General features: G+C 40.1%; 25 protein-coding genes. 11 read left to right on the top strand and 14 right to left on the bottom strand.

What is annotated here, in order from left to right:
* Positions 1–5 precede the first annotated feature (5 nt).
* The 4 genes from MTP24_RS18280 to MTP24_RS18265 form a co-directional block, all read right to left on the bottom strand.
* On the bottom strand, positions 6–1,163 hold the full coding sequence (locus tag MTP24_RS18280) for an efflux RND transporter periplasmic adaptor subunit (protein ID WP_243533981.1): 1,158 nt from the start codon (positions 1,161–1,163) through the stop codon (positions 6–8).
* Between the two features lie 458 nt (positions 1,164–1,621).
* The gene (locus tag MTP24_RS18275; protein WP_006791663.1) at positions 1,622–2,899 is read right to left on the bottom strand and encodes a hemolysin family protein; all 1,278 of its coding nucleotides are present in this window, start codon (positions 2,897–2,899) and stop codon (positions 1,622–1,624) included.
* Positions 2,900–3,032: 133 nt separating this feature from the next.
* The gene (locus tag MTP24_RS18270; RefSeq protein ID WP_243533979.1) at positions 3,033–3,734 is read right to left on the bottom strand and encodes a transporter substrate-binding domain-containing protein; all 702 of its coding nucleotides are present in this window, start codon (positions 3,732–3,734) and stop codon (positions 3,033–3,035) included.
* A 122-nt stretch (positions 3,735–3,856) separates the two neighbouring features.
* Positions 3,857–4,966 carry an arginase family protein gene (locus MTP24_RS18265; protein WP_243533977.1) on the bottom strand — a complete coding sequence of 370 codons (1,110 nt, stop codon included), beginning with the start codon at positions 4,964–4,966 and terminating at the stop codon, positions 3,857–3,859.
* Between the two features lie 445 nt (positions 4,967–5,411).
* Between MTP24_RS18265 and udp the strand changes: the two genes are divergently transcribed.
* Positions 5,412–6,167, top strand: coding sequence for a uridine phosphorylase (gene udp, locus MTP24_RS18260; protein WP_006791660.1), 756 nt, complete (start codon positions 5,412–5,414; stop codon positions 6,165–6,167).
* A gap of 62 nt (positions 6,168–6,229) precedes the next feature.
* Here the strand turns inward: udp and cdd are convergent, their stop codons facing one another.
* A complete protein-coding gene (gene cdd, locus MTP24_RS18255; protein ID WP_243533975.1) occupies positions 6,230–7,156 on the bottom strand; it encodes a cytidine deaminase in 927 nt (308 codons plus the stop codon).
* 431 nt (positions 7,157–7,587) lie between these two features.
* The gene (gene ppc / locus MTP24_RS18250; RefSeq protein WP_243533973.1) at positions 7,588–10,233 is read right to left on the bottom strand and encodes a phosphoenolpyruvate carboxylase; all 2,646 of its coding nucleotides are present in this window, start codon (positions 10,231–10,233) and stop codon (positions 7,588–7,590) included.
* Positions 10,234–10,353: 120 nt separating this feature from the next.
* On the opposite strand from ppc, the gene MTP24_RS18245 reads away from it, so the two are divergent.
* The 6 genes from MTP24_RS18245 to MTP24_RS18220 all read left to right on the top strand — a co-directional run bounded on the left by MTP24_RS18245 (position 10,354) and on the right by MTP24_RS18220 (position 14,751).
* Positions 10,354–10,752, top strand: coding sequence for a DUF393 domain-containing protein (locus MTP24_RS18245; RefSeq protein ID WP_243533971.1), 399 nt, complete (start codon positions 10,354–10,356; stop codon positions 10,750–10,752).
* Positions 10,749–11,477: an SDR family NAD(P)-dependent oxidoreductase gene (locus tag MTP24_RS18240; RefSeq protein ID WP_243533969.1), complete on the top strand. Its 729-nt coding sequence runs from the start codon at positions 10,749–10,751 to the stop codon at positions 11,475–11,477. The genes MTP24_RS18245 and MTP24_RS18240 overlap by 4 nt, the downstream gene beginning before the upstream one ends.
* A 9-nt stretch (positions 11,478–11,486) precedes the next feature.
* Positions 11,487–12,095 carry a flavin reductase gene (locus MTP24_RS18235; protein WP_006791655.1) on the top strand — a complete coding sequence of 203 codons (609 nt, stop codon included), beginning with the start codon at positions 11,487–11,489 and terminating at the stop codon, positions 12,093–12,095.
* Positions 12,096–12,248: 153 nt separating this feature from the next.
* On the top strand, positions 12,249–13,469 hold the full coding sequence (locus MTP24_RS18230; protein WP_243533967.1) for a Xaa-Pro peptidase family protein: 1,221 nt from the start codon (positions 12,249–12,251) through the stop codon (positions 13,467–13,469).
* A gap of 107 nt (positions 13,470–13,576) precedes the next feature.
* A complete protein-coding gene (locus MTP24_RS18225; protein WP_008126203.1) occupies positions 13,577–14,236 on the top strand; it encodes a DsbA family oxidoreductase in 660 nt (219 codons plus the stop codon).
* A 167-nt stretch (positions 14,237–14,403) separates the two neighbouring features.
* Positions 14,404–14,751: an energy transducer TonB gene (locus tag MTP24_RS18220; RefSeq protein ID WP_006791652.1), complete on the top strand. Its 348-nt coding sequence runs from the start codon at positions 14,404–14,406 to the stop codon at positions 14,749–14,751.
* A gap of 77 nt (positions 14,752–14,828) precedes the next feature.
* Here MTP24_RS18220 and MTP24_RS18215 read toward each other — a convergent pair whose 3' ends face one another.
* From MTP24_RS18215 to MTP24_RS18190, 6 genes are all read right to left on the bottom strand, one after another.
* A complete protein-coding gene (locus MTP24_RS18215) occupies positions 14,829–15,107 on the bottom strand; it encodes a peptidylprolyl isomerase (protein ID WP_004588770.1) in 279 nt (92 codons plus the stop codon).
* 69 nt (positions 15,108–15,176) lie between these two features.
* Entirely contained in the window at positions 15,177–15,599 is a 423-nt protein-coding gene (locus MTP24_RS18210; RefSeq protein WP_243533965.1) for a DCC1-like thiol-disulfide oxidoreductase family protein, read from the bottom strand.
* A 17-nt stretch (positions 15,600–15,616) separates the two neighbouring features.
* Positions 15,617–16,141 (bottom strand): response regulator, encoded by a 525-nt coding sequence (locus tag MTP24_RS18205; protein ID WP_243533963.1) that lies wholly within the window; start codon positions 16,139–16,141, stop codon positions 15,617–15,619.
* On the bottom strand, positions 16,141–17,376 hold the full coding sequence (locus tag MTP24_RS18200; RefSeq protein ID WP_243533961.1) for an ATP-binding protein: 1,236 nt from the start codon (positions 17,374–17,376) through the stop codon (positions 16,141–16,143). Before MTP24_RS18200 ends, MTP24_RS18205 begins: the two co-directional genes overlap by 1 nt.
* 54 nt (positions 17,377–17,430) lie before the next feature.
* Entirely contained in the window at positions 17,431–17,838 is a 408-nt protein-coding gene (locus MTP24_RS18195; protein ID WP_008126189.1) for a DUF4440 domain-containing protein, read from the bottom strand.
* Between the two features lie 8 nt (positions 17,839–17,846).
* On the bottom strand, positions 17,847–19,151 hold the full coding sequence (locus MTP24_RS18190) for an amidohydrolase family protein (protein WP_243533959.1): 1,305 nt from the start codon (positions 19,149–19,151) through the stop codon (positions 17,847–17,849).
* Positions 19,152–19,304: 153 nt separating this feature from the next.
* Here MTP24_RS18190 and MTP24_RS18185 point away from each other — a divergent pair, with 153 nt between their 5' ends.
* Together MTP24_RS18185 and MTP24_RS18180 are read left to right on the top strand one after the other, a co-directional pair.
* Positions 19,305–20,378, top strand: coding sequence for a ketoacyl-ACP synthase III (locus tag MTP24_RS18185; protein ID WP_006791646.1), 1,074 nt, complete (start codon positions 19,305–19,307; stop codon positions 20,376–20,378).
* Between the two features lie 67 nt (positions 20,379–20,445).
* Positions 20,446–20,832, top strand: coding sequence for a VOC family protein (locus tag MTP24_RS18180; RefSeq protein ID WP_203987382.1), 387 nt, complete (start codon positions 20,446–20,448; stop codon positions 20,830–20,832).
* A 31-nt stretch (positions 20,833–20,863) separates the two neighbouring features.
* On the opposite strand, the gene MTP24_RS18175 is transcribed toward MTP24_RS18180, so the two are convergent.
* Together MTP24_RS18175 and MTP24_RS18170 are read right to left on the bottom strand one after the other, a co-directional pair.
* Complete coding sequence (locus MTP24_RS18175) at positions 20,864–22,228, bottom strand: leucyl aminopeptidase family protein (RefSeq protein ID WP_138739613.1); 1,365 nt, start codon at positions 22,226–22,228, stop codon at positions 20,864–20,866.
* 88 nt (positions 22,229–22,316) lie between these two features.
* The gene (locus MTP24_RS18170) at positions 22,317–22,739 is read right to left on the bottom strand and encodes a hypothetical protein (RefSeq protein WP_033018928.1); all 423 of its coding nucleotides are present in this window, start codon (positions 22,737–22,739) and stop codon (positions 22,317–22,319) included.
* A gap of 102 nt (positions 22,740–22,841) precedes the next feature.
* Here MTP24_RS18170 and MTP24_RS18165 point away from each other — a divergent pair, with 102 nt between their 5' ends.
* Together MTP24_RS18165 and MTP24_RS18160 are read left to right on the top strand one after the other, a co-directional pair.
* A complete protein-coding gene (locus tag MTP24_RS18165; RefSeq protein WP_203987379.1) occupies positions 22,842–23,012 on the top strand; it encodes an oxidoreductase-like domain-containing protein in 171 nt (56 codons plus the stop codon).
* 330 nt (positions 23,013–23,342) lie between these two features.
* Complete coding sequence (locus MTP24_RS18160; protein ID WP_243533957.1) at positions 23,343–25,925, top strand: TonB-dependent receptor; 2,583 nt, start codon at positions 23,343–23,345, stop codon at positions 25,923–25,925.
* The last annotated feature ends 66 nt before the right edge of the window (positions 25,926–25,991 follow it).

Below are 25,991 nucleotides of genomic sequence, written 5' to 3'. Positions count from 1 at the left end.
CTCCGTTATTGCGCTTTAGCAGTTTGAACTTCAGATGGGCTAACTGGTGCGCCTGGGCGAATTTTTTGTAGCCCTTCTACAATCAGTTTATCGCCTTCCATTACGCCATCGGTTACAAGCCAATTAGATCCAATGGTGCGGTCTGTTTTCAAAACGCGGCTCTCTACAGTATTGTTTTTGCTAACAACCATTGCGGTAGCTTCACCTTTCGAGTTTCGACTAACACCGCGCTGTGGAACTAAAATAGCATCGTTTTTAACACCTTCAACAATTGAGGCACGAGCATACATCCCTGGAAGTAGTAACTTTTCAGGGTTAGGAAATTTAGCGCGTAATGTAACCGAGCCTGTACTTGGGTCAACTGTCACCTCAGAAAACTGTAAAGTGCCTTTATGAGAGTATAAAGAGCCATCTTCCATAGTAAGTTCAACATCGGTTTGACTGGTTGAATCCACACTTAGATCGCCCGAACCAATCGCTTTTTTAAGCTTAGTTAATTCGCTACTCGACTGCGTTAAATCAATATAGATAGGATCAAGTTGTGTAACTGTTGCCAAAGAAGTGGCTTGGTTGGCACTTACTAACGCACCTACGGTGACATTCGATTTACTAATTTGCCCACTAATAGGCGAAGAGACATGACTGTATTCTAAATTAATTTTTGAGGTTTGCAGCTGCGCTTGAGCAGTAAGGAGTTCGGCTTTTGCTTGCTTATAGGCTGCATCAGCCTCGTCGTAATCTTGCTGGCTAACCGCTTTAATTTTTAATAATTCACTATAGCGAGACGCTTTAGCTTTACTGCTTGCAATGCTTGCTTCAGCGCGGGCAACAGCAGCTTCACTTGCCGCTAAGTTAGCCTCAAATGTAGCAGGGTTAATTTGATAAAGCGCTTGGCCTTTTTCTACTTGAGACCCTTCGGTAAATAAACGTGATTGCACAATACCGCTTACTTGCGGGCGTATTTCCGCAATTTGAAATGCACTTATACGTCCAGGCAACTCTTGCCTTAAAGTTAGCGATTGTTTTTTAAGCGTAATAACCCCTACCGGCACAGCTTTAGGAGCAGCTGCCTGCGACTGCTCTGTCACTTGGTCACAACCAGTTAACGCAACTGAACCTATGAGAATTGAAAATACAAATAAAGCGGTGCTAGAACGCTGCATGTTAAATACCTTTAATTTAGAGTGAACGATCATTCTAAATTAAATGTTAGTGAGAATACATCTTAATAAGCTGATCTTTACACAAAATTACACTCAACTATGCGACCTCATACTTAATCACGAAGTAATGTTAATAAGGCTTTTATAATAAATATTTGCACCTACAAGCTAACTATAGTGCTCAGCGCACTGTATTTTTTAAAAATAGAAAAGTACTTACGCAAAAACCTTCTTTGTTTAAATTAAAGCCTAAAAGTAGATAGTGAAAAGATTTAAATATTATATTTCAGTTAATTAGAGGTATGGTCATTTAGCCAGATACCCATTAGGCTATAGCCAAATACAATTGTAGTAACGAACAAATTTATAAACTTTCATTAACAAAAAAGCCAAGGCGAACTTGGCTTTTTTATTCATGACGTGGTTAAGCGTTTATAAAGTGATTAGGATGGCAAGCTTTAAACTAATCTAGATACAAGCAATTGCTCTACACGAATACCTTCAACATCAACCACTTCAAATTTAAAGCCCGCATAACTTATATGCTCAGCACGTTTAGGTATACGTTTCATGGTGTAAATTAAAAAGCCTGCCACCGTCTCAAAATGTATTTGCTCTGGGAACTCCTCTATATCAAGCACTTTAGCTAAATCGGTAATTGGCGTCAGTCCGTCAACTAACCACGAGCTTTTATCTCGCTCGATTATTAGTTCATCCCCTTGGTGAGTTATTAAATCTCCCATAAAGCCTTTCATTAAATCTTTTACAGTAACAATACCAACAAGCAGCGCGTATTCGTTTACTACAATAGCAAACGGTTTAGCGGCGCTTTTAAATGCATTTAATGCCTCTGACAAACTTAATGTTTCTGGTAAGTAAAATACGTCAGTATCAACTAATTCGTCATTGATATTAGCGGCTTCACCTTTAAGTACTTGGCGTAAAATATCTTTTGATTCAACAGAGCCATGTAATTTGTCTAAGTTACCCGACACAACTAAAAAATGATTGTGCGGGTGATCAATAATTTTGGTCGCAATGTCATTACTGCTTTCGTTTAAATCGAAATACACAATTTGGTCACGCGGGGTCATTACGCTTGATAAAAAACGAGCTTCTAAATCAAACACATTACCTATTAAGTCATACTCTTGCTTTTGCAAACTACCATACTCAGCGCCAGCTTCCATCATGGCAACAATGTCTTCTGTGGTTACATTATCTTCACGCTCTGCGGGAACTTTAAACAGTCGCAGTACAAAGTTAGTCACGCCATTAAAAAACATCACTAAAGGCGTTAATGCAAATGTAACCCAACGCATTATGTTAACGACCTTAACGGCGACAGCTTCTGGCATGATCATCGCTAGTCGCTTAGGCATTAAATCGGCGAATAAAATAAATAACGAGGTAATAGTAAAAAATGAGAATAGAAAGCTAATTTTCTCTACATACGCACCCTGATAAAATAAAACCAATACTTTTTCAACGTATGGCGATAACGCTTGTTCACCTACAATGCCGCCTAATATAGCGATAGCATTAAGTGCTATTTGTATCATGGCGAAGAACGCGCCCGGATTTTCTTGCAATTTTAATACTGCAGCTGCATTTAAACTGCCTTCGTCTGCCATTACGCGAAGTTTTATTTTTCGTGACGCTGCAATTGCTATTTCCGACATAGCAAACAACGCACTGATCAAGATCAAAAGACTAATCCCGATTAAATCACCCATTTAACGCTCCAAAAAGTTAGCGCTTTTTATATAAAAAGCAGCTGATTATAGTCGCTTTTTTAATCGCAGCAATTGATATTTTCACTTTATGTTTAAGTTTTTATTATTCAGCTAGTTAAATGATTTTTAGCCACTAATTAAGAGAGAAGGTTTGTCTAAATGCAAACTGTAACTGTGTGATTAACGACTCATCCATATTTATGTTACACGCAAAATATAATGGAGATTGAGCCGTATTTAAATCAAGCACTGGCTCGAGTAAATTTAACTTTGGTGATGTTTTGAGACGGTAATTAAATTGTTTTTTACTTAGAATGACAAAATCAAGAATGTCACGGCGTGCACTAATTAACTTATCTATTTTATCTAAATTATCAATCAACAACAAATGCCGGCTTTCGTTAAAACCGCGTTCAAGTAAATAATGATGGCTAAAGTTATCTCTTAATACTGCTATTTTATAGCGTTTGGCATCATGTAAAGTCTTTAACTTTATGCCTCGAGATTTCAGCCCATAAATCGCTGACTCAAACTCTTCAAGTTCAGCTATCCACACAAAGTTATTTTCTCTTGGTGGCAAACGAACAATTGAGAAAATACAGGTGTTTTTATCTCGAAGGGCTGCGTTATAAGACACACTCCAATTGTTAGCCGACATAGTGTAACTAATACCAGCAGCATCAAGGGCGTTTTTTACCTTTTCTACAGAGCGACCTGCCAATTGGTTGTTTGCATCGAGATATTGAAAGTCAGGAAACACTTCCGTAACTATATTAATTTCGTTAGCATGCGCAATAGGGTATAAAAAACAAAGTAAAAAAACGAATCCCTTCATTGGGTAAAAACCTCAACTAAATTAGTGCAATTATTCAATAAATATAGTTGAGGCTTTATAGACTGCTAGTTTTGAGTATTTAATAAAATAAGATTAAGTCAATAGTATTGGTTTTTAAGCACTTATTTATTCATCGCATTAATTAAAAACGCTGAAATTTTTGCGCCTTCTTTTAATGTTGTTTCAGAACTTGCTTGGCCCACTAGAGAACTATCGGTAAATGGTGCTATTTCCATCATATCAGCGCCCGTAATAGGAAACTCATCGGCAATGGCTGATAAAATGTCTAGCGCGTGCTTTGGTGTTAAACCGTTATCTTCCGGTGTACCGGTTGCAGAAGCAAATTCGGCATCGAGTGCGTCAATATCAAAACTTACATACACTTCATCAACATTATCCGCTTTTAGTTGCGCGATAGTCTCTGCAGCAACAGCGGCTGCACCGCGTTCAATAATTTCATGCGCCCAATGTTGCTTAACCCCAAATGTGTTTTCCCAGTGTGATTTTGGTTTTCCACTTGAACGTATACCAAATTGAATTAAGTGATGGGGTGCAGGTAAAAACTCTAAGATATGTGTACACCAAGAGCCAAAACATAAATCTATACCCAAGCGCTCCACAAGCAAATCGGTGTGCGCATCAAAATGAATAATAGCCGTGCGCTTACCTTGCTCGCGTTTAGCTTTTAAATATGCTTTGGTTAGTGGATAACTAATAGAATGGTCGCCACCAATACCAAAAATACCTTTATCTTTAAACGTCGCGTAAAAGCTGTCGCACACATCTTCAGTAATTGATAACGGACTTACGTAGTAGTCGTTATTTTCGTTTCCGTATAGCGCTTTTTGGCAATTAGAGATAGTTGCGTCGTTTAGGTATTTGTCATGTAACAAATGCGGAATAACACGCACATCGCCTAAGTCGAACGAATGACATTCAGGGTGCTGATCAATTAATGCTGAGCGAACAAACAAAGGCCCCCAATTGGCACCACGTAAAATACCGCCACCACAATCAGAACTAATTCCAAGCATGACCGCTTTATGGGGAGAGTGAGGCAAGTCATTTAACGATTCGCGCCATAGCGTATCTACATTTTCGGTTTGACCATACAGTTTATTTCGAAGTGCCGCTTTTCGCTCTTTTGCAGTATTAACGGTAAAAACACCGTCGCCAGGAGCACATAAGCAGTGCTCTACTTTACTATTAAATGCTTGAATTTCTTGACTCATAATAAATCCTTATGAATTGTTCAGTGCGTATTTTAGTGATTATTTATGCAAAACGATTAAACAGGCCTAAACTTTAAATAATTAAAAAATTAAAAATTTTCTTTGTCTGTATCATTAAAAACCCTTTCAAAACCAACTTAAAATAAAATAATAAGCAACTGATATTTAACAAATTTTAATTAATACAGGCAATCATCATTTATGACTAACCACTTAGTTGAGTGATACTTATAATGCTTGCGCACACAAGTCAACCGCACAAGTAAACCAGCAATCCATGGGTGTGCTTGAATATTCATAGTTGATGAATAAAATACGCTAAAGCCCTATTTTACTGGCTTAAACAAGCACTCAATTATATTAATACGGACATACGTCCTGTACTTAAGAAAGGTTTCTAGCAATTATGCTAGATTGATAAAAATTATTTTAAAAAGGCTTAGATATGGAAAAGGTATTTCACTTAGGACTATGTATTGACGATCTACAAGGTGCAAAACTTGCGATTGTGCCCGGTGACCCAGATCGCGCTGCACGTATTTCTCAATTCCTAGACAACCCAACCTGCCTTGCTCAAACACGTGAGTTTCATGTTTATCTAGGTCAACTAAATGGCCACTCTGTGGTTATATGCTCAACCGGTATTGGCGGTCCATCTACATCGATTGCAGTAGAGGAACTTGCTCAATTGGGCGTGCGTCAATTTTTACGCATTGGTACTACGGGTGCTATTCAACCGCATATTAATGAAGGTGAAATTTTAATTAGCCAAGCGTCTGTGCGTTTAGACGGTGCAAGCCAACATTTTGCACCACTTAGCTACCCTGCTGTGTCTGATTTTTATGCAACACAAGCCATGGTTGAAGCATGTAAAAACTTAGACATTGACTTTCATATTGGTATTACAGCGTCTAGCGATACATTTTACCCAGGCCAAGAGCGCTACGATACTCATTCTGGTTATGTGCCAAAAGCATTCCAAGGTAGCTGTGAAGAATGGCAAAAGCTGGGCGTAATGAACTACGAAATGGAGTCGGCCACATTATTCACTATGTGTGCAGCCCTTGGCTTGCAAGCTGCCTGTGTTGCCGGTGTTTTAGTTAACCGTACTCGTCAAGAAATTCCTAACGTTGACCACGGTGAAATAGAAAGAAAATCAGTGGCTGTTGTATTAGAAGCCGCTAAAGTGTTACTAGGTTAATTTTACTTTACAAGTAAAATTATTATGAAAAAGCACAGCTAATAAGCTGTGCTTTTTTGACACTATTTAAGCGCTGCACTAATTACTTTTAGCTCTGGCAAATCAGTAAATCCCGATAGTACCGCTTTCGAAACACCCGCTTGATTTTCGTGCCCTTTAGTTTCTAAAAGTGTGATGCCTTTCACCGTCTCTTTATCAAAACTAAGGCCAGCTAAAAAGAACTGACTCAACGCGCTTTGCAAAGGCGATAAACTTGGGCTATAAGCTGCGTTTTCTGCATAACTGCCGTAAAAATCCCCATTATTGAATGTGCTTACCTTGACCGCACTAAAATTTTGACTGTACGGTACATACGCATTTAAAGCAAAGCCCGCAAAAGTCTCTTCGATCTGTTCGTCATCAAAAACCGCAAGCTGAGGCTTTGGGTTAAACAAACTAAATTCGTTACCCAAATCGGTTGGTCCAAACGAGTGAGGTAATAGCTCTGCCAATTTAAAATGTTGACTTGGAAGTAAAATATCAAATTCTTTCGCATCGGCTAATTCATTCATAAATTGGCGACAGTAGCCACACGGAGCATCGCTTATAGCAATTTTAAGAATTTTTTTAGCACCATTTAACCAAGCATTATTAATGGCAGACTGTTCTGCATGAACAACGAGACTCAGTGCTTGATGATCAAACTCTACATTAGCGCCAAAATAAAAATTAACTTGTTGCTGCTCATCTATAGCTTTTACAATTGCACCCACATGAAAATGTGACACTGGAGCCACTGAAAACTCAGACGCTAAGGGCACTAAACCTTGTAACAATGAATCGACAGAAACATTAAACTCTTTGCAAAGCTGTTCAATGTTGTTTGTGTTTAATATGCCGCGCTGCGACTTTAATTGGCTACGTAAGGACGCTGTTTGCGCTACGTTTAACGTGATATGAGAATTTGTAAGGGCTGTATCTTCTTGTACAGTAAAAGTTGCTGAAGCCATAATGTATTTTAATTATTCAATGGCTAAGTAGTTTAAAAGTTTAAGACCCAAATTGCTAGGGCCTGTTGACCTTTCAGGCTTAAAACTTGTTCAAACTAGAGACGATTTAATCGTGGCGCGAGGTTTGTAACCTAGTGAGCTAAGTAAAACCGAGCAAAACTTCCTCGTCCTGCTCATGCCCCTTACCTTCACCCATGTAGGCAACAAAGAGTTAACGCACCTAGGGCGAACCTTCGGGCAACGCGTGTTTGGTATTCATATTGCGTTATCGCCTATTTATCGGAAATAAACACACTACATAGGCGCTGTATTGCCTAAGCACCAATTACACTGCTGAAAATTTAACCGCGAAAGGTAAATAGACCTTAGGTTATTAAACACAAAAAAAGGGAACACGCCGTGTTCCCTTTCTAAATAACAAACGTTAACGATTAACCAGTATTACGCATACCCGCAGCAATACCTGTCATGGTGATCATTAATGCATTATCGATATCACCTTCATTGTGCTCCTCGTTAGAGCGAGCACGGCGAAGCAATTCAACCTGCAATACATTGAGCGGATCGGTGTACGGGTTTCGTAAACTAATCGACTCTTTTATCCAAGGCTGAGCAGCAAGTAAGCTTTTTTGCGGGCTTAACGACTGCACAAGCTCAATGGCTTCTTCAAGCTCTTTTCGCAACGTTACACCTAATGGCTTGTACATATCTTCCACCAGCGCATTATCATAGTGCTCACTTAACCAGCTATCGGCTTTACTAAATACCATTTCAAGCATTTCTAAACGAGCTCTAAAAAATGGCCAATTGAGGCTCATTTCGTTTAGTGTTTCTAAGCCATATTGGTCTAGTGCCTTTTTTAAGCCTGTTAACGCACCTAACCAAGCAGGCAACATTAACCTGTTTTGACTCCATGCAAAAATCCATGGAATAGCACGTAAACTTTCAACGCCCCCATTAGGGTTGCGTTTTGCAGGGCGAGAGCCAAGCGGAAGTTTAGAAAGCTCTAATTCTGGCGTTGCCATTCTAAAGTAAGGAACAAAGTTTTCGTCGTGGCGAACAACATTGCGGTAATGCTCACACGACTGCTCACTAATAAGCTTCATAACTTCGCGCCATTGTGGCTTAGGCTCTGGCGGTGGTAATAAGTTACTCTGCAGTACTGCCCCTGCATATATATTTAGGCTTTGTAGTGCTACATCTGGCAAACCAAATTTAAAGCGTATCATTTCGCCTTGCTCTGTTACCCGTAAACCGCCTTTAAGTGAGCCTGGCGGTTGCGAATGCAGTGCTTGTGCAGCCGGTGCACCACCTCGACCAACAGTCCCTCCTCGGCCGTGGAATAACACAAGCTCAATGCCGCGCTCGTCTGCAAGCTGCACGAGTTTATCCATTGCTTCGTATTGGGCCCAACCTGCTGCCATCATACCGGCATCTTTAGCCGAGTCTGAATAACCAATCATTACATTTTGCGTATTTTGAATATGGCCGCGGTACCACACGTTATCGAGTAGCGTCGTGATCACGTCGCTACCATTATTCAAATCGTCTAATGTTTCAAATAATGGGGCAACTGGCAATTCAAAACTACAGCCGCTTTCTTTAAGAAGTAACTGTACAGCTAAAATATCGGATGCAGTGCGTGCCATTGAAATAATATACAAACCAAATGTTTTTTCATCTTGCTTTGCAATTACATCGAAGGTGTCGAGCACTTCTTGTACATCAGGGCTTGGTTGCCAATGCTTAGGAATAAGCGGACGACGCGAATTAAGCTCCGCTAGTAAAAATGCTTGCTTGTCTTGCTCTTGCCACTGGTTGTAGTCCCCCAACCCTAAATAACGCGTAAGTTCAGAAAAAACATCGCTGTGGCGCGATGAATCTTGACGTACATCCAGTTTTGCCAAACGCAGGCCAAAGCTGTTTAAACGATGCATTAAATCAAGCAGTAAGCCATCGGCAACGACTTTCATGTTGCATTTTAATAATGAACGATAACATACCTCAATTGGGTGCTTGAGCTGGTTAATATCAGTAACAAGATCTTGTGCATCAATGCGTTTGTGTTTAATTTTTGCACCTAAATGTGCCACTGTTTCAGACACTTCGCCTTTTAGCTTCTTAAGCACAGTTCGATAGGGTTCAAAGTCTTGGCCTGCCAACTCAATGAGTTCGTCGCTAGCGTCAGACATAGATAGCTCAGCGCATAACGTATCAATATCTCGGCTATATAAATCAAGTGCCATCCAGCGACCATGGTCAAGAACTTGCGAAGTAACCTGTGCAGTAACAAATGGGTTACCGTCTCGGTCTCCACCCATCCAAGAAGTGAATTCAATTGGGCTGTAGTCAATGGGCAACTCTAGACTTAATTGCTCTTTAGCATGCTCCGAAAATTCACGTAAAAAACGCGGAACAGCATGCCAAAGACTATTTTCAATAACTGCATACCCCCATTTGGCCTCATCAACAGGCGTTGGGCGCGAACGACGAATATCGTCTGTATGCCACGCTTGGCTTATTAACTGAGCAATTCTATTTAAAATAGCTTCGCGCTCATGCTCCAAGTTATCTTTTCGCTCAAGCGATGCTAAACACTCGCTCAACTCTACGTGCTTGTTGATAATGGTACGGCGTGTAACCTCTGTGGGGTGGGCCGTTAATACTAAATTAATGTGGAGTTTTGAGAGTGTGTCAGCCAGGTGGTTAGAGTCTAGCTGACCTTCTTGTGCTTTAGCGGCTAACGTTTTTAATGTTTGAGTGAGAGGGTTTTGCTGGCCAAGACCAGCGTCATTAAAACGCGATACAGTATGAAACTGCTCTGCCACATTGGCTAAATTTAAAAAATGATTAAATGAACGGGCAACCGGTAAAAGCTCTTCATCACTAAGCGCATGTAATACTTCAATTAACGCCTTGCGATCGTCTTCATTACCACTGCGAGAGGATTTTGATAAAGCGCGAATTTCTTCTACTTTATCTAAAATTGCTTGGCCTTGGGCATCTTTTATAGTTTGACCTAATAATTGCCCAAGTAGACCCACATTACCTCGCAGGGCGGCATATTGTTCACTCATTTCTCAGTCTCCTTTGTTTCATGGAGGACTATTAATATCATTATGAGCGCATATTTAATAGATCCATTTGCAATGTCATGTCGTAAAAAAGTATAGATAAAATAATCACAAAGCACTGGTATGATCATTTTTTACGACGGTAACTGCCCACTTTGCAGCACTGAAATGCAACAGTTAAAACGGGCAGATAAACACAGCTTAATTACCCTCGAGGATTTAAATGCTCCTGATTTTAGCGAGCGCTACAGGCATATAAACAAAAACCAAGCACTTACATACCTACAAGCGCAACTAAAAAATGGCGAGTTAATTTATGGGCTAGACGTAACGTATCAAGCGTGGAAAACAGTTGGAAAACACCGCTGGTTGAAAATTTTTCGCTTGCCTGTTATTCGTATTTTTGCAGATTGGGGCTATATTTTTTTTGCAAAACATAGGCACTCTATAAGCAGGTTTTTAATGCCAAATACCCAGTGTAACAACGGCCAGTGCGCCATAAAATCAAAAGGAAAAAAATGAAGACAATTATTCTTTTTGGCGCTAGTAGCGCGATTGCTAAAGCCTACGTGAAGCACCTTCAAAACCAAACAATTGAATTTAACATTGTATGCGTCAGTTCAAGTAACCAAGCTCCACAAGACAGTAACAACATTACTTTTTACAATACTGATTACTCTACTGACAGCTTATTTGGCCTCACTCAACTTTTAAAAGATGAGCAAGCCGACATACATCAAGTAATAATTTTTAACGGTAAGTTACATAACTCCGAGCACATGCCAGAAAAAAAGCTTGAGGACATCAACGCTGATTATTTTAATTTGTTACTAAACGCAAATACGCTCACCCCATTGCTTTGCCTACAAAGTGTTTTGCCTTTAATCAATCATAAAACGCACTGCACTATAACCGCGCTAAGTGCACGAGTAGGTAGTATTAACGATAACAAAATGGGAGGCTGGTACACCTATCGGGCATCTAAATCAGCCCTTAATATGTTATTTAAAACTGCCGCAGTAGAGCTTGCTCGTCGCGCAAAGAACACCAAGCTTGTGCTATTTCATCCTGGTACAACCGACACTGACCTGTCTAAGCCTTTTCAAAAAAATGTACCCGAAGGCAAATTGTTTACACCTGAATTTGTAGCACACCAACTTTTTGACTTAACAAATAACAACCCTGATTTAGAATTAAATGGCGAGCCAGCTTATTTAGATTGGCAAGGCTCAACTATACCGTGGTAAGGATTTAAAATGCATTTTACTAAAGCGCGTATCGACGCACTTGAAAAACGTACTCGTACACATTTAATAAACTCGTTATCTGGGTTTAAAAGTGCAAACCTAATAGGCACACAAGACCTACTAGGCAACACTAATTTATCGATTGTTAGTTCGGTTATTCATTTGGGTGCTCACCCTCCCCTCGTAGGTATGATAATGCGCCCACACAGTGTACCGCGCCATACGTTTGAAAATATATTACAAACAGGTGTTTACACTATCAATCAGGTAAATAAGTCTATTTATAAACAAGCGCATCAAACCTCAGCACGCTACGACAAAGACGAATCCGAATTTGAGGAAACAGGGTTAACACCTGAGTACTTAAATGAGTTTTCGGCTCCTTTTGTCAAAGAGAGTCGCTTAAAATACTCAGTAAAATTTGTTGAAAGTAAACATCTTGAAATTAACGGAACTGAACTAGTGATTGGTGAAATTGTCGATGTGTATTTAGATGAAACCGCTCTGCAAAGCGATGGATTTCTAGATTTACAAGCCATTGATACTGTCGCGGTTACAGGCCTTGACAGCTACCACACAGCAAATAAATTAACGCGCCTTCCCTACGCAAAAAAATAACTTTTAGGGGTGTATTTCACCCCTTTATCACGGCAAACACATAAGCCAACTCAACCCCAACGCACTCACAATCCCAATCGATGTTGCTAATCGCAGAACATTGAATTTTAAAAATGCATTGCGCACAATAGCGAAAATTCCAAGGAGAATCCCATGAGCACAATCGGTATTGGCACGCAAACCCCAGAGCAAGCATTGGCCAGCTTAAGTAATATGACCCAATCGTTAACACCTATTCAGACTGACGAACACATTGAACGTATAGCAAAAGCACAAGCTTATATGACAGCTAATAACATTGATGCAATTTACCTAAATGCAGGGACCAACCTCACCTACTTTACGGGTATGAAGTGGTATGCGAGTGAACGTATGGTTGGCGCAATTTTACCTGCGATTGGTGAAGTACAGTACATAGCACCTTATTTTGAAATTGGTACTCTAGATGGCTTTAAAGTTGTCGAAGGGCCCATACACGGCTGGCAAGAGCACGAAAACCCTTATGCGCTATTTGTTAGCGTATTAAAGCAACTAAACATTAGTGACGACGCCACCATCGGCATCGATGAAAGCGCACAGTTCTTTATATTCGATGGTATTAACAAAGCACAAAAAGGATTAAATATAATCAATGCGCAAGGCGTTACTGCACATTGCCGCATGCACAAATCAGTTAACGAATTAGCACTTATGCAGTGCGCAATGGACATGACCTTAGCCGTTCACCAAGCCACTGCGAGTATGCTTTACGAAGGTATTACCACCACAGAAGTAGAAGCCTTTATAAAAAAAGCGCATCAAAAAGTAGGTGCTCCGGGCAACTATTTTTGTATTGTACTGTTTGGCGTAGCAACGTCGTTTCCACATGGTGTTAAAGATGCGCAAGTGCTTAAAAAAGGCGATATGGTATTAATAGATACCGGTTGTAAAGTACACGATTACCTTTCAGATATAACCCGCACCTATGTATTTGGTGAACCAACACCGCGCCAGCGCATGTTTTGGGATCACGAAAAAGCAGCGCAACTGGCCGCATTTAACACCGCAAACATTGGTACTACATGCGAAGATGTTGACGCAGGTGCTCGTAACTATTTAGCGGCTCAAGGGCTGGGCCCGCAGTACCAAACACCGGGTTGCCCGCATCGAACTGGCCATGGTATTGGTTTAGATATTCACGAATGGCCATACTTAGTTGGCGGTGATAAAACCCCACTTGCCCCAGGCATGTGCTTTAGTAACGAGCCAATGCTAGTGATACCCGATGAATTTGGGGTGCGTTTAGAGGATCATTTTTATATGACCGACAACGGTCCGCATTGGTTTACAGAGCCTAGCCACAGTATCGACGACCCATTTGGGCTTAACGCTTAATTCCTTCAAGAGCAGCTGTTTAGCTGCTCTTTTTATTTTATTCGTTGATAAAGTCCAGTTCATCCCAATATCCCTTTTATACAAAAGCAATCCGCAAAAGGATGAATATGAAAAATTTTAAAATTGATATCGTGTCAGACGTAATGTGCCCATGGTGTGTAGTAGGTTATAAAAATCTTGAGACAGCACTTGGCCAACTTAAAGACGAAATGAGTGCAGATATTACATGGCATCCTTTTGAGCTAAATCCTGATATGCCAGTTGAGGGGCAAGACTTAAACGAGCATTTAATGCAAAAGTACAACCTAACTGAAGAACAAGGCGATGAAAATCGTAAAAACATGTTCGAAGCAGGAAAGCGTGCTGGATTTACGTTTAACTTTGATGGCAAACGTATCATGATCAACAGCTTTAATTTGCATCGTTTATTAATGTGGGCACGCGAAGAAGGTAAGCAAACCGAGTTAAAACTCGCCTTTTTTGAAGCGCACTTCACCGATTTAAAATACTTAAACCAAGAAGACGCTCTGCTTGATGTTGTCGAAAGTGTTGGCCTTGATAAAGAAGAAGCCCGAAATATTTTGCACTCAGATAAATACGTTCAAGCTGTACGCCAAGAGCAAAATAACTTTAAACAAATGGGTATTACCTCAGTCCCTACGTTTATCATAAACGATAAATACGCACTCACTGGCGGACAACCAAGCGACTCATTTATTCAAGCACTAAAACAAATTAGCGAAGAAGAAGCCAAGCAAGACGCTTGATATACAAATAAATTTTAAAACAAAAAAAGGCTGCACATTGCAGCCTTTCTTATATATTTATGAGTTCAAAAATAATACAAACTTGTTATTTACCTTCGTTCTCTTATGGTGTCATTATAGAAACTAAATTTAACAAATCAATAATAGTACCTATAAAGGGATTTATAATGAAATATATAATTACAACACTAACTTCACTGTTTCTTTTAACTGCATGTTCGACAACACCTTTAGCTGATAGCCCTCACTCTACGCTTATAATGCCGAGTCCTCCGGAATATCCAATTAAAAACGCCCGTGAAAAGATAGAAGGTAGCGTGACAATGTCTTTTGATGTAGATACATCTGGTAAGCCAATTAATATTAAGGTGATCAAAGCTGAGCCTGTTAAAACTTTTGATAAAGCTGCAATTCGCTCTCTTTCTAAATGGCGTTACGCACCTAAAGTAGTTAATGGTATTGCAGTAGTTGATGAAGACTTAGAAATGACTATAGATTTCAATTTAGAAAAATAATAACTAACTAAAACAAAAAAGGCTGCACATTGCAGCCTTATTTATATACCCAAAGATACATCTTTAATTAAAGTGAACTAAGTACGATAAAGCACTTTAATAACATGCCAGCCAAATTTAGTTTTAACTAGGTGTGGTTCTAAAATAGCGCCATTAAAGGCTATTTTGTCAAACTGCGGAACCATTTGCCCGCGTCTAAACTCACCTAAGTCACCGCCTTTTTTACCCGATGGGCACGACGAATATTTTTTAGCTAAGGTTTGAAATTTTGCACCTTTACCTAATTGCTTAATAATGTCTTCTGCTATTTCTTTGTGCTTAACCAATATGTGGAGTGCGTGCGCTGTACTTGCCATTTCAAAGCCCTGATAATTTAAAACGCGGCGATTTTAGCATAGCCCCTGTTTGAGAGCATCTAATTGATTTTATAAATAGTGAAGTTCATCACTTTTAGAGGGAACACGGCAATACTGATATTTTCCAAATAAGGTATAGCGGTTTAAAGCAATTTTATCGTACAGCCAATTATTAAAGGTGTTTGGGAAAACACTAAAAATAGTTGCTAGTTTGTAAGGATAACCAAGCTGCTTTACTACTTCAAAAAAAGCATGGCTTTGTGTGAACACTTTGCCGTTTTGTAAGTAAACCATAGAGGCGTATTGTGTAGTTGAAAAACCAAAGTGAGTTAATAGCAATGCACCTTTTGGGGATTGCACGCTACATAATTTAAAAATAGCATTGGTATCGTTACTAATTATAAAATTACACCACGCACTACATAACTTACACTGCGCATCGAATAATATAATTTTTCGATTACGCATTAGTGTGACTGCATTTTCACTCATTTATTTTCCTTAAGCGATTAGTGCTGGACCGGCTTTTTTTGTAACTTACGTTGCAATGTGCGTCTATGCATATTTAATTGCCTAGCTGTGACCGATATATTGCCATTATTACTGTGTAGCACTTGCTGAATATGCTCCCATTCTAAGCGTTCAGGCGACATAACAGAATCATCAATACTCGTTTGAAGCTCACTTGTTTCGTTATTAAGTGCTTTTAATAATGTTGCCATATCAATAGGTTTAGTTAAATAATCGTTTGCCCCTAAGCGCATTGCTTCAACCGCAGTGGCAATGCTAGCAAACCCAGTTAATAAGACTATATGTGTATTTTCTAATAAGTTGCGCAGTGGCTTTATAAGCATTAAGCCATTGTCGTCCCCAAGTTTCATGTCCAATAAAATTGAGTCGGGTACTAATTGGCGCGCACAAAGTAACGCATCACTTTGGTTATGCGCAACATCACAGGTGAAGCCTTGCTTAGTTAAACGCCTAGCAAGCGTACTGGCTAAATTTATATCATCTTCAATTATTAGTAACTTCATTATGCTGTTTGCTCGTTATTAATAATGGCTAACTTAACCCTTGCTACGGCACCGCCTTCTTTATGGTTAAATAAGGTTAGTGAGCCATTTAGTCGCTCAAACGTGACGTTAGATAACAACACGGCCAAACCCATGCCTTGTTCGCTAGGCATTACCTGCCCCCCTAGTTCAGCTAGTTGTGAGGGCGTAAACCCATCGCCAAAATCACGGATTAATAAATCTATACATTGATCTTGCTGGTCAAGCTCCCAGCTTAACTCAAGCTCTGTTTTACCTTGTTTTTGATTTGCTATAGCCGCATTTTGCAACAAATTTAATATAGCTGGTAACAACATTGCGTCACTTAAAAGAATCGCATTAATGGAAGGTGTAGACCATTTAATATGTTGACCGGGGTATTGTAATAAAAAGGTATCGTTAATGGCTGTTTGTAATTGCGTTATGGTTATTTGATCTTTAGCATTGTTAACCCGTATTTGCTCCGATAGCGCTCTAAAACTATTAAGTTGCTCTCGACATTGCTCAAGTGGGGTTTGCATCTGTTTAACTATAATATTGTTTGGTTGCTCCTCTAATAATTCTTCAAACAACAGTTGTAAGTTAGCTATCGGTGTTGCTAACTGATGAGTTATTTGTGCTGCTGCGCCATCAAGTGATACTAACTGCTCATTTCGTAGTTGTTTTTCTCGGGCTTTGGCAATGACGCGTTCGCGATCTTTTAGTGCACGGCTCATGGCCCCTATCACAAGCGCTATTACACTGGTACTTAAAACAAAGTTAACCCACATGCCAACAAAGTGACCGCTCATGTTCATTTGATGCATACTGTGATCGGGCATGTTTATTAACAAAAAGCTGTATGCAGCAATGGCAAGCAAAGCTATGTAGGCTAAGCCTTTTTCACGTAGCGTTACCGCTGCTATCATAATAGGCAGTAATAATAACGACACAAATGCATTAGTTGCGCCGCCACTTAAAGAAAGCAAAACAGTTAAAAACAAAACGTCAGCAGTGAGTTGCATCAGCATAACCGAGGGTTTAGCGTGGCTAACGTGTCGGTAAGCAAATAGACTGACTAATTGAAACGCAGCTTCTAAAGCAATAACACCAAGTAAGGGCAGTAATGCCAATTGGTAATCAAGTAAAAAATAAACACTTAATACTGCAATTAATTGTACTGCAATGGCGCCGCTTCGTAGCATAAGTAAACGGCTGATAGTGGGATCAGTTTGCATTAACAAAACAATGATTTTCCAATTTAATATATAAAAATGAGTTGAGGTAAAACGTTACTCGTCGTCCATTGAAATTGTAAAAGCAGCGCACGGTGTGCCTTGATGAAACACCATTTGCCATTGCTGTGCGCTATTTTTACGCCATAACGACATGCGAAGTGAATAATTAAATTCGGCACGGGCTGAGCGCCTATACGCTGCTTGATAACTTATTTGCGCCACATCTATACTCAACATTCGGCCTTTAAAATGCTGATTATAAAACTGCGGCACCACTTCAGTAGGTAGGCGTGTGAGTACTTGGTATTTATTAAACGACGTGCCATTAGCAGCAATTTCGATAAACTCATCGTCTAGTAAAGCGTCGAGTGCACGCTCTGATTGGCGAACTTCAGGCTCAAGTAATTGACGCTCAGCCTCAATTAAATGATTAAACAACGACGCTTTAATTTTGCTGCTCATGTGCTTCCCTATTGCTTGTAAATTTGCCCTGCTTTCATAACAAATTGCACGTTTTTAAGTACGTTTATGTCTTCAAGTGGCGAACCATTTACGCTGATAATATCTGCTTGCTTACCAACACTCAAGTCGCCTAACTGATGGCTTTGCCCTAACAATTTAGCAGCATACACTGTGGCTGACTTTATTGCATGCGCCTCACTCATTCCATTATTAACCATTAAACCAAACTCGTTTGCATTAAGACCATGACGCGATACACCCGAGTCGGTACCAAAGGCAATGTTTACCTTGTTTTTGAGCGCTAACTTAAACGATGCCTGCATTTTAGGCGTTACTTCTCGCACTTTATTCGCAATTGCCGCTGGCATATTAGGATTAGTAAGTACCTCTTCACTTACCGTGGCACCAGCAAGCAGTGTGGGAACTAAATAGGCCTGCGTTTTATTGAATAAATCGACTGTTTTTTTATCTAAATAAGACCCGTGCTCTATTGAGTCAACCCCAGCTCTAAGCGCTGCTTTAATTCCTTCTGTTCCGTGGGCATGCGCTGTTACCTTTCGCCCTAAATGATGCGCTGTATCTACAATAGCAGCAAGCTCATCATCAGTGAGTTGTTGATTCACTCCCGCTGCGGTATTACTCAACACACCACCCGTTGCAGTAATTTTAATTACATCAGCACCACTTTTAATAACTTCTCTCACAGCACGGCGGCAATCGTCAGCGCCATTACAAATGCCTAATGTCGTTTTAAAAACATCGGTTATGTCTTTTCTGTAGCCATGCATATCAGCATGACCGCCACTTGGCGATATTGTATTACCCGCTGCAAAAATACGAGGTCCTGCAATGTCTTGTCGTTCAATTGCGCGTTTTAACGGAAAAATAACTTGATAGTCGCTGCCTAAATCACGCACCGACGTAAAGCCGGCATCAAGCGTACGCTGTAAATATTTAATAGAACGAAGCGCATAATCGGCTTCATATTCTGTAGCCCAACGGTGTGGGTTTGCTTTAGCGTCACGTTCAAAAGTTACATGCACATGCATATCAATCAAACCTGGCATAACAAACTGGTTTTTTAAATTAACTATTTCAGCATCGGGTAAATTAAGTACTGACTTTGATACATAACCGTCTTTAATAGCCGTTATTTTGTCATTGGTAACAACTAAGGTTTGTTCTTTTTTTAATGCCTGCTCAGGTGCTACAAGTAAACTACCTGCGTAAATGATTTTAGATTGTGCTGCGTTTACATTATTAACGAACATTGCCAATACAATTGACGATAATGTTGTGAGTGCTGTTTTCATACATGCTCCTTTTTTATACTAGCTTTACTCTAAAAAACCTTTAATAGCGAATATTTACGATACAAAGCATGCTATAAACTAGTCTTATAAGTCGAATTTTGGTATAACTTGCCGGTAATAAATTGAAGTTATACCACCTTAAGAGAACACACTATGCCATACGCACATATCACTGGTTGGGGCAAATGCATACCACCAGCAAGTATTAGCAACGATGAAATTAGCGAAATAGTTGATACCACCGACGAGTGGATCACCACGCGTACTGGCATCAAATCTCGCCGTGTGAGCCATGTAAGCACGGCAGAGCTGGCAACTGTTGCAGCAAAACACGCACTTGCTTGCGCAGGTATTGACGCAAAAGACATTGATCTTGTCATACTTGCAACCTGTACGCCTTCAACAGTTGTTGCAAATACGGCATCCCAAGTGCAAAAAAATATTGGCGCAACAGGCGCAGCCGCCATGGATACGAATGCTGCCTGTTCTGGCTTTTTATACGCATTACAAGCTGCTACTGCGCAAATTCAAGCAGGCATGATCAAAAAAGCGGTCGTTATTGCTGCTGAACGAATGACTTGGTATGTAAACTGGGCGCGCCGCGACAGTGCAGTACTATTTGGTGATGGCGCTGGTGCTGTTGTACTAGAAGCTGCAGAAACACCGGCAGGTTTACTTGGCACTAAAACAGGGTGCGATAGTGAAGACCGCGACATTCTTCATATTACTAACTTTGGTAGTGATTTGAACAAATATGAACCCATTGGCCCGTCTGATCTGCTATTTGAAGGCCGAGAGATATTCAAGCGTGCCGTAAAAGGTATGAGTGAAGCCTGTGACGACGTTCTCGAGCAAGCTAATTTAAGCCTAGACGACATAAACGTACTAGTACCACATCAGGCTAATTTACGCATAATTCAGGCAATTCAGCACCGTTTAAAAGTACCTGATGAAAAAGTAATGGTTAACATTGCAGATTATGGCAACACATCAGCTGCAACCATTGCTATTGCGCTATGTGAAGCAGTTGAACAAGGGTTAATAAAGCCTCATTCAAATATTATGTCTGCGGCTTTTGGCGCGGGTTTGACATGGGCTGCAAGCTACATAAAATGGGGCGAACGTGTAACTCCAATTAGCGTTAGCGACGCACAATTAGCACCTTGCACCCAAACAGGTTTAGAGCTTGTGGCGCCAGCTGTAAAAGCATGTAAAGACGCTGAATGAGCTTGCTTTAAAAACGTATAATTAAACGCACTTTTTAGTGCGTTTTTTATTTAAGGAAGATAAATTTATGGAGCTTTTAGGTATTCATCATGCTGCAATTATTTGCAGTAATTATCCTCGCTCTAAACATTTTTATAGTGAAATTTTAAAACTCAACATTATTAACGAACATTATAGGGAAAAGCGTAATTCGTATAAGTTAGACTTAGCAATGCCTGATGGTAGTCAAGTTGAGTTGTTTTCGTTTGAGGGTGCGCCCTCAAGGCCTAGTTACCCGGAAGCACAAGGCTTACGCCATTTAGCGTTTAAAGTCGACAATGTAACTAAAGCAAAAGAATATTTAGAAAGTAAAAGTGTGGCAGTTGAAGAGATTAGAATTGATGAAATTACAGGTAAAAAATTTACTTTTTTTGCCGACCCAGATGATTTACCGCTAGAGCTATATGAAGTTTAAGCTTCATATAGCGCTAATGTTTTACGGGTAATTAATGATTAAAGCGGTTTTGCAAATAGTTAAACACGGCTCTAATGCCAAGTGCTTCACCGCCAGCAGGGCGACCTGGCAGCGCACGTAAATTCCATGCCATCACATCAAAATGCACCCAAGGCGTGGTTGGCTCTACAAATTCTTTTAAGTAAAGTGCGGCGGTAATTGCGCCACCAAATGGTGTACTTGCACTATTAGCCATATCTGCGACATCACTTTTCAAAAATCCACGATACTGCTCAAATAAAGGCAACTGCCAAACAGGGTCATTCACACTGATTCCTGCATCAATTATTCCATTTGCTACATCACGCTCTGTAGAAAAGAAACCAGGTAACTCAGTACCTAACGCTACACGACATGCACCTGTTAATGTTGCAAAATCAATAATAAGCTCCGGATTATCGTTTTGTGCTTCACTTAACGCGTCACACAAAACTAAACGCCCTTCAGCATCCGTGTTATCTATTTCAACCATAATACCTTTGCGCGTTTTTACAACATCGCCCGGGCGAAATGCATTTCGCGACACCGCATTTTCAACTGCCGGTACTAATACTCTCAAACGGACAGGCAATTTAGCAGCCATAATCAGCTGAGCTAATGCAATAACATGCGCAGCACCGCCCATGTCTTTTTTCATATTACGCATACCATTGCTTGGCTTTAAGTCGAGCCCGCCAGAGTCAAAACACACACCTTTACCAACAAGCGTTATTAGTGGCGCATCATCTGCTCCCCACTTTAAATCAAGCAAACGCGGTTTATTCTCGCTTGCACGACCTACCATATGAATAGTTGGGTAGTTTTGCTCTAACAATTCATCGCCTATCCATTGTGAAAAATCACCGCCATGAGTTGAAGCCAAATCTTCCATCACTTGCGATAAATGTTGCGGCATCATATCGACGGCAGGCGTGTTTACTAAATCACGCGCTAAAAAAATAGCTTCCGCTTGCTGCTTGATACGCGTGTAAAGCTGTTCATCGCCAATACACAACTCGGCTTTAACAGTCGGTTTTTCTTTGTATTCACTAAATTCGTAGCCACCAAGAACAAATCCTAATGCCACAAACTCTATAAACGTATCGTCACCTTGAATTTGATAACTACCCACTGGTAGCGTATTGGCCAAATTGCCAGCAGCCCAAAAGTCGTTTGGGCTTTGCATTAAACAAATTACTTGGGACAACTCCCCGGAATTGCTATCGGGAATTAATGCTAAACCTTGCTTTTCAAAGCCTGTATTGTTTAGCCAATTTTGAATAAATGTAGGCTGCTTTGCTTGCCAATCAGAGAGTTCGCTTTTAAGAATAAATGATAAAGGAATACCAGAAGATGTATTGCGAAGTAATGCACTCATTAAATAGCTCATAATTTGTAAAAATTGTTCTTACGAGCATATCAATAAGCACTATTAAAAGGTATCGCTAATTGTCGGGTTTTTAGTGTTATTTATTGTGTATATTTTTTTTAACTGATTCTTGATGCGATTGTTCTATTTCGTTATCAAGTTCTTTTATTGATTTATTAATGCTAAACGAGCTGGGCAATACATCCACCCCCACTAACCGCCCTAACTTAACAACAAGTGGAATAGTAACGGGTGAAAAAGGAAGCACAGCAAATACGCCCAATCCAAGGCCTTTTAAAATATCGACAAACTGCTCATTCGCTCGTTTAAGCTCTGCACTATTTGTTTGCCCTTGTGTGTAACGCTTGTATATGGCCAACATCTCTTTAGTTTCTTGTTTTTCTTGTGCAAGTGCAATTTTAAGCGCCACCATAGCACGACGAAAACGAAGCTGTTGACGCTTTTTACTAATTTTTACTACACGCCAAGGAGCACGGTGAATAACTTTATATAATCGCATTTCTATATTTTCACACATGCTGTTGGGTTAACAAAGAATAATTTACTTGATTATGACTATACTTTATCCTTTGCACCAAACTAGTGCCAAAAAGTATTAACTATGACTGATTTAACAACTCAAATTCCACAAAAACCTGAAAAACCAAAATCTGATGAATGTTGCGGCAGTGGCAATTGTTATTCATGTGTGTGGGATGAATATAGAGAAAAATTAGCAACATGGAAATTAACAAATTTGCAAACTAAAACAAAAAAACAGGATGACATTTAAAAAGCCAACCTCGAAAACCCCTTCCCCACCTGCATTAATATTCCCAATTACATCTTAACCTGCACACAAATGGTTATAAGTAGCACTAAAATGCACCACCTTTGGATTTTTTACCTAATTAAAGTTTTGTTATTTAATAGTTAATTAATAATTGCTCTTGTTGTTTTTTATGTATAGTCTGTATTCAGGAGTTAACAGAAGGTGAGTATTTACGCTCTTTTGATTCGATACTTCAATCGCGTAAAACCACTCTGTTCGTTCCACAATTATGATTAAGGCGTGCTTTAAAGTACGCCTAAAACAAAATTATTCTAACTGGGGAAATTTAGAATGAAATTAAAAAATAATACGCTAAACCAAGCGATTAAATTTGCATTAGCCACAACCACCGCCGGATTATTCATCTCGGGCTCTGCAATAGCAGCAGATGAACAAAGCGAAGTTAAAGTTAATAAGAATGTAGAGAAAATTGCTGTAGTAGGTACGCGTTCAGCTCCACGTTCAATTGGTGATTCACCCGTTCCTATTGATATCATAGGTGGCGAAGAGCTAGAAAAGTCAGGTAACACTGACATGCTAGAACTTCTTAAAGGCTCAGTTCCTTCTTTCAACGTTCATCAAAACCCTATTAGTGATGCAGCATCACTAGTCCGCCCTGCTAACCTTCGTGGTTTACCATCAGACAGCACGTTAGTACTTTTAAACGGCAAACGTCGTCACCGTGCATCTGTAATCGCATTTCTAGGCGGTGGTATTAACGATGGTGCACAAGGCGCCGATATTTCAGTTATTCCTAGCATTGCAATTAAACAAGTAGAAGTACTTCGTGACGGTGCAGCCGCTCAGTACGGTTCTGATGCTATTGCAGGTGTAATGAACTTCCAATTAAAAGACGCTTCAGAAGGCGGTAAGTTTGAAGTTCGTAAAGGTCAATATTTTGAAGGCGACGGCGATACTACTCAAATTTCTGGTAACGTAGGTTTACCGTTTACAGACAGTGGTTTTGCAAACTTAAGCTTCCAATACAAAACAGCAGATGCAACGAGTCGTTCAGTTCAACGCCCAGATGCAGCAGGTTTTGCAGCAGCAGGCGTACCTGATGTTTCGTCTCTTGCTCAAGTTTGGGGTGCACCAGAAGTTGATGACGATATCTCACTTTTTGGTAATGTAGGCCTAGACTTAACAAACAACTCACAATTTTACATGTTTGGTAACTACTCTGAGCGCGATGTACGTGGTGGCTTTTACTATCGTAACCCGCATACTCGTTCAGGTGTATATTCAAACGATGATGGCGCAACACTCCTTGTTGCAGACCTAACTGACGACATGAGCGGTAACTGTCCTACCATTTCAATTACAGATGGTAATGTATTAGACGACCCGGCTTACGTAAACGGCGTAGCTAACAACCCAGATTGTTTTGCATTTAACGAAATGATCCCGGGTGGTTTTACACCAAACTTTGGTGGCAACATCACTGATACCTCTTTAACCATTGGTACAAAAGGTGAATTTACAGACGGCTTCATGAAAGACGTATTGTATGATTTAAGCGGTACTGTGGGTTTAAATGAATCACGTTACTTTATTTACAACACGGTGAATGCATCTTTAGGCCCAGACACACCGCGCGACTTTAGCCCTGGTAAATATGAGCAGTTAGAGAAAAACTTTAACTTAGACCTATCTAAAGGCTACGACTTTGGCCTAGCATATGATGTGAACGTAGCCGGTGGTTTAGAATGGCATGAAGAAACATTTACAATCATCTCAGGTGATGAAGCATCTTACACAGCGGGTCCATTAACAGCGCAAGGCTTTGGCATTGGCTCAAACGGCTTCCCTGGTTTCAAACCGTCGCAAGCAGGTGAATTTTCACGTCGTAACTACGCTGCATTTGTAGACGTTGAAGCACCATTTACAGAAGACTTCTTAATGGGCTTAGCGCTTCGATTTGAAGACTACGACTCGTTTGGTAGCACAACAAACTACAAATTAATGGCTCAGTACCATGTAACTGAAGACCTAAATATTCGTGGTTCAATTAGCACAGGTTTCCGTGCACCAACTGTTGGTCAAGCAAACGTAAGTAACGTTCAAACAAACTTAAGTGATGGTGTGTTAAGAGATTCTGCATTATTACCACCAACAAACCCTGTTGCTGTTCAACTTGGTGGTACGGAGCTGCAACCTGAAGAATCGCAAAGTTATACATTTGGTGCAGTTTATACAATTGGCGATTTGTTCCTAACTGTTGATTACTACAACATTCAAGTTGAAGACCGTATCAGTCAATCTGAAAAAATTACGCTTAGCCAAGCTGATAAAGATACACTTTCAGCTGCGGGTGTACCTAATGTTGAAGGTCTTGCGCAAGTTAGTTTCTTCACTAATGACTTTGATACAACAACTCAAGGTGTTGATGTTGTAGCTAATTACACGGCAGATATTTTAGGTGGCAGCTCTACATTTAGCCTTGCTTACAACTGGAATGAAACTGAAGTAACTAAGTTCAGTGATATTACGGGTGAGTTTAAAGTTAAACGCCTAGAAGAAGACTTACCTAACCACCGTGCAACACTTACGTGGGCACAACAGTGGGAGTCAATCTCTGCGTTTACTCGTCTTAACTACTATGGCGAATATCAAGGTGTTCACGTTGATTACGATGCAACAGCTAAAACAGCAGACGCATCTGTAACGCTTGATGCAGAAATTACGTACTTTGTGAACGATTCAATCAGCTTCTCTGTAGGTGCACAAAACTTACTTGACCAAGATGCTGAAAAACTTGATTTCCAAGATGCAACGGGTATCCCAAATAATAACTGGGGTGGTAAATACTACGAAACATCTCCTTACGGTATTAACGGTGGTTTCTACTACGCTAAGGCCACATATACTTTCTAATTTTTAGAATGAAAGCATTAAGGCGAAATGTTAAGACATTTCGCCTTTTTTATTTTATAGTAAATA

Source organism: Pseudoalteromonas sp. APM04 (assembly GCF_022809815.1).
In the GTDB taxonomy this organism is placed as follows: domain Bacteria; phylum Pseudomonadota; class Gammaproteobacteria; order Enterobacterales; family Alteromonadaceae; genus Pseudoalteromonas; species Pseudoalteromonas marina.
Note: the sequence above shows the minus strand (reverse complement) of the source record. Positions and strands in the feature narration are given on the sequence as shown.

Coding starts and splice junctions, on each gene's coding strand:
- MTP24_RS18170 (WP_033018928.1), bottom strand. CDS start 22,739: ATGCGATTATATAAAGTTATTCACCGTGCTCCTTGGCGTGTAGTAAAA.
- ppc (WP_243533973.1), bottom strand. CDS start 10,233: ATGAGTGAACAATATGCCGCCCTGCGAGGTAATGTGGGTCTACTTGGG.
- MTP24_RS18245 (WP_243533971.1), top strand. CDS start 10,354: ATGATCATTTTTTACGACGGTAACTGCCCACTTTGCAGCACTGAAATG.
- MTP24_RS18235 (WP_006791655.1), top strand. CDS start 11,487: ATGCATTTTACTAAAGCGCGTATCGACGCACTTGAAAAACGTACTCGT.
- MTP24_RS18180 (WP_203987382.1), top strand. CDS start 20,446: ATGGAGCTTTTAGGTATTCATCATGCTGCAATTATTTGCAGTAATTAT.
- MTP24_RS18220 (WP_006791652.1), top strand. CDS start 14,404: ATGAAATATATAATTACAACACTAACTTCACTGTTTCTTTTAACTGCA.
- MTP24_RS18210 (WP_243533965.1), bottom strand. CDS start 15,599: ATGAGTGAAAATGCAGTCACACTAATGCGTAATCGAAAAATTATATTA.
- MTP24_RS18190 (WP_243533959.1), bottom strand. CDS start 19,151: ATGAAAACAGCACTCACAACATTATCGTCAATTGTATTGGCAATGTTC.
- MTP24_RS18265 (WP_243533977.1), bottom strand. CDS start 4,966: ATGAGTCAAGAAATTCAAGCATTTAATAGTAAAGTAGAGCACTGCTTA.
- cdd (WP_243533975.1), bottom strand. CDS start 7,156: ATGGCTTCAGCAACTTTTACTGTACAAGAAGATACAGCCCTTACAAAT.
- MTP24_RS18165 (WP_203987379.1), top strand. CDS start 22,842: ATGACTGATTTAACAACTCAAATTCCACAAAAACCTGAAAAACCAAAA.
- MTP24_RS18225 (WP_008126203.1), top strand. CDS start 13,577: ATGAAAAATTTTAAAATTGATATCGTGTCAGACGTAATGTGCCCATGG.
- MTP24_RS18175 (WP_138739613.1), bottom strand. CDS start 22,228: ATGAGTGCATTACTTCGCAATACATCTTCTGGTATTCCTTTATCATTT.
- MTP24_RS18275 (WP_006791663.1), bottom strand. CDS start 2,899: ATGGGTGATTTAATCGGGATTAGTCTTTTGATCTTGATCAGTGCGTTG.
- MTP24_RS18215 (WP_004588770.1), bottom strand. CDS start 15,107: ATGGCAAGTACAGCGCACGCACTCCACATATTGGTTAAGCACAAAGAA.
- MTP24_RS18280 (WP_243533981.1), bottom strand. CDS start 1,163: ATGCAGCGTTCTAGCACCGCTTTATTTGTATTTTCAATTCTCATAGGT.
- udp (WP_006791660.1), top strand. CDS start 5,412: ATGGAAAAGGTATTTCACTTAGGACTATGTATTGACGATCTACAAGGT.
- MTP24_RS18200 (WP_243533961.1), bottom strand. CDS start 17,376: ATGCAAACTGATCCCACTATCAGCCGTTTACTTATGCTACGAAGCGGC.
- MTP24_RS18270 (WP_243533979.1), bottom strand. CDS start 3,734: ATGAAGGGATTCGTTTTTTTACTTTGTTTTTTATACCCTATTGCGCAT.
- MTP24_RS18185 (WP_006791646.1), top strand. CDS start 19,305: ATGCCATACGCACATATCACTGGTTGGGGCAAATGCATACCACCAGCA.
- MTP24_RS18195 (WP_008126189.1), bottom strand. CDS start 17,838: ATGAGCAGCAAAATTAAAGCGTCGTTGTTTAATCATTTAATTGAGGCT.
- MTP24_RS18160 (WP_243533957.1), top strand. CDS start 23,343: ATGAAATTAAAAAATAATACGCTAAACCAAGCGATTAAATTTGCATTA.
- MTP24_RS18240 (WP_243533969.1), top strand. CDS start 10,749: ATGAAGACAATTATTCTTTTTGGCGCTAGTAGCGCGATTGCTAAAGCC.
- MTP24_RS18230 (WP_243533967.1), top strand. CDS start 12,249: ATGAGCACAATCGGTATTGGCACGCAAACCCCAGAGCAAGCATTGGCC.
- MTP24_RS18205 (WP_243533963.1), bottom strand. CDS start 16,141: ATGAAGTTACTAATAATTGAAGATGATATAAATTTAGCCAGTACGCTT.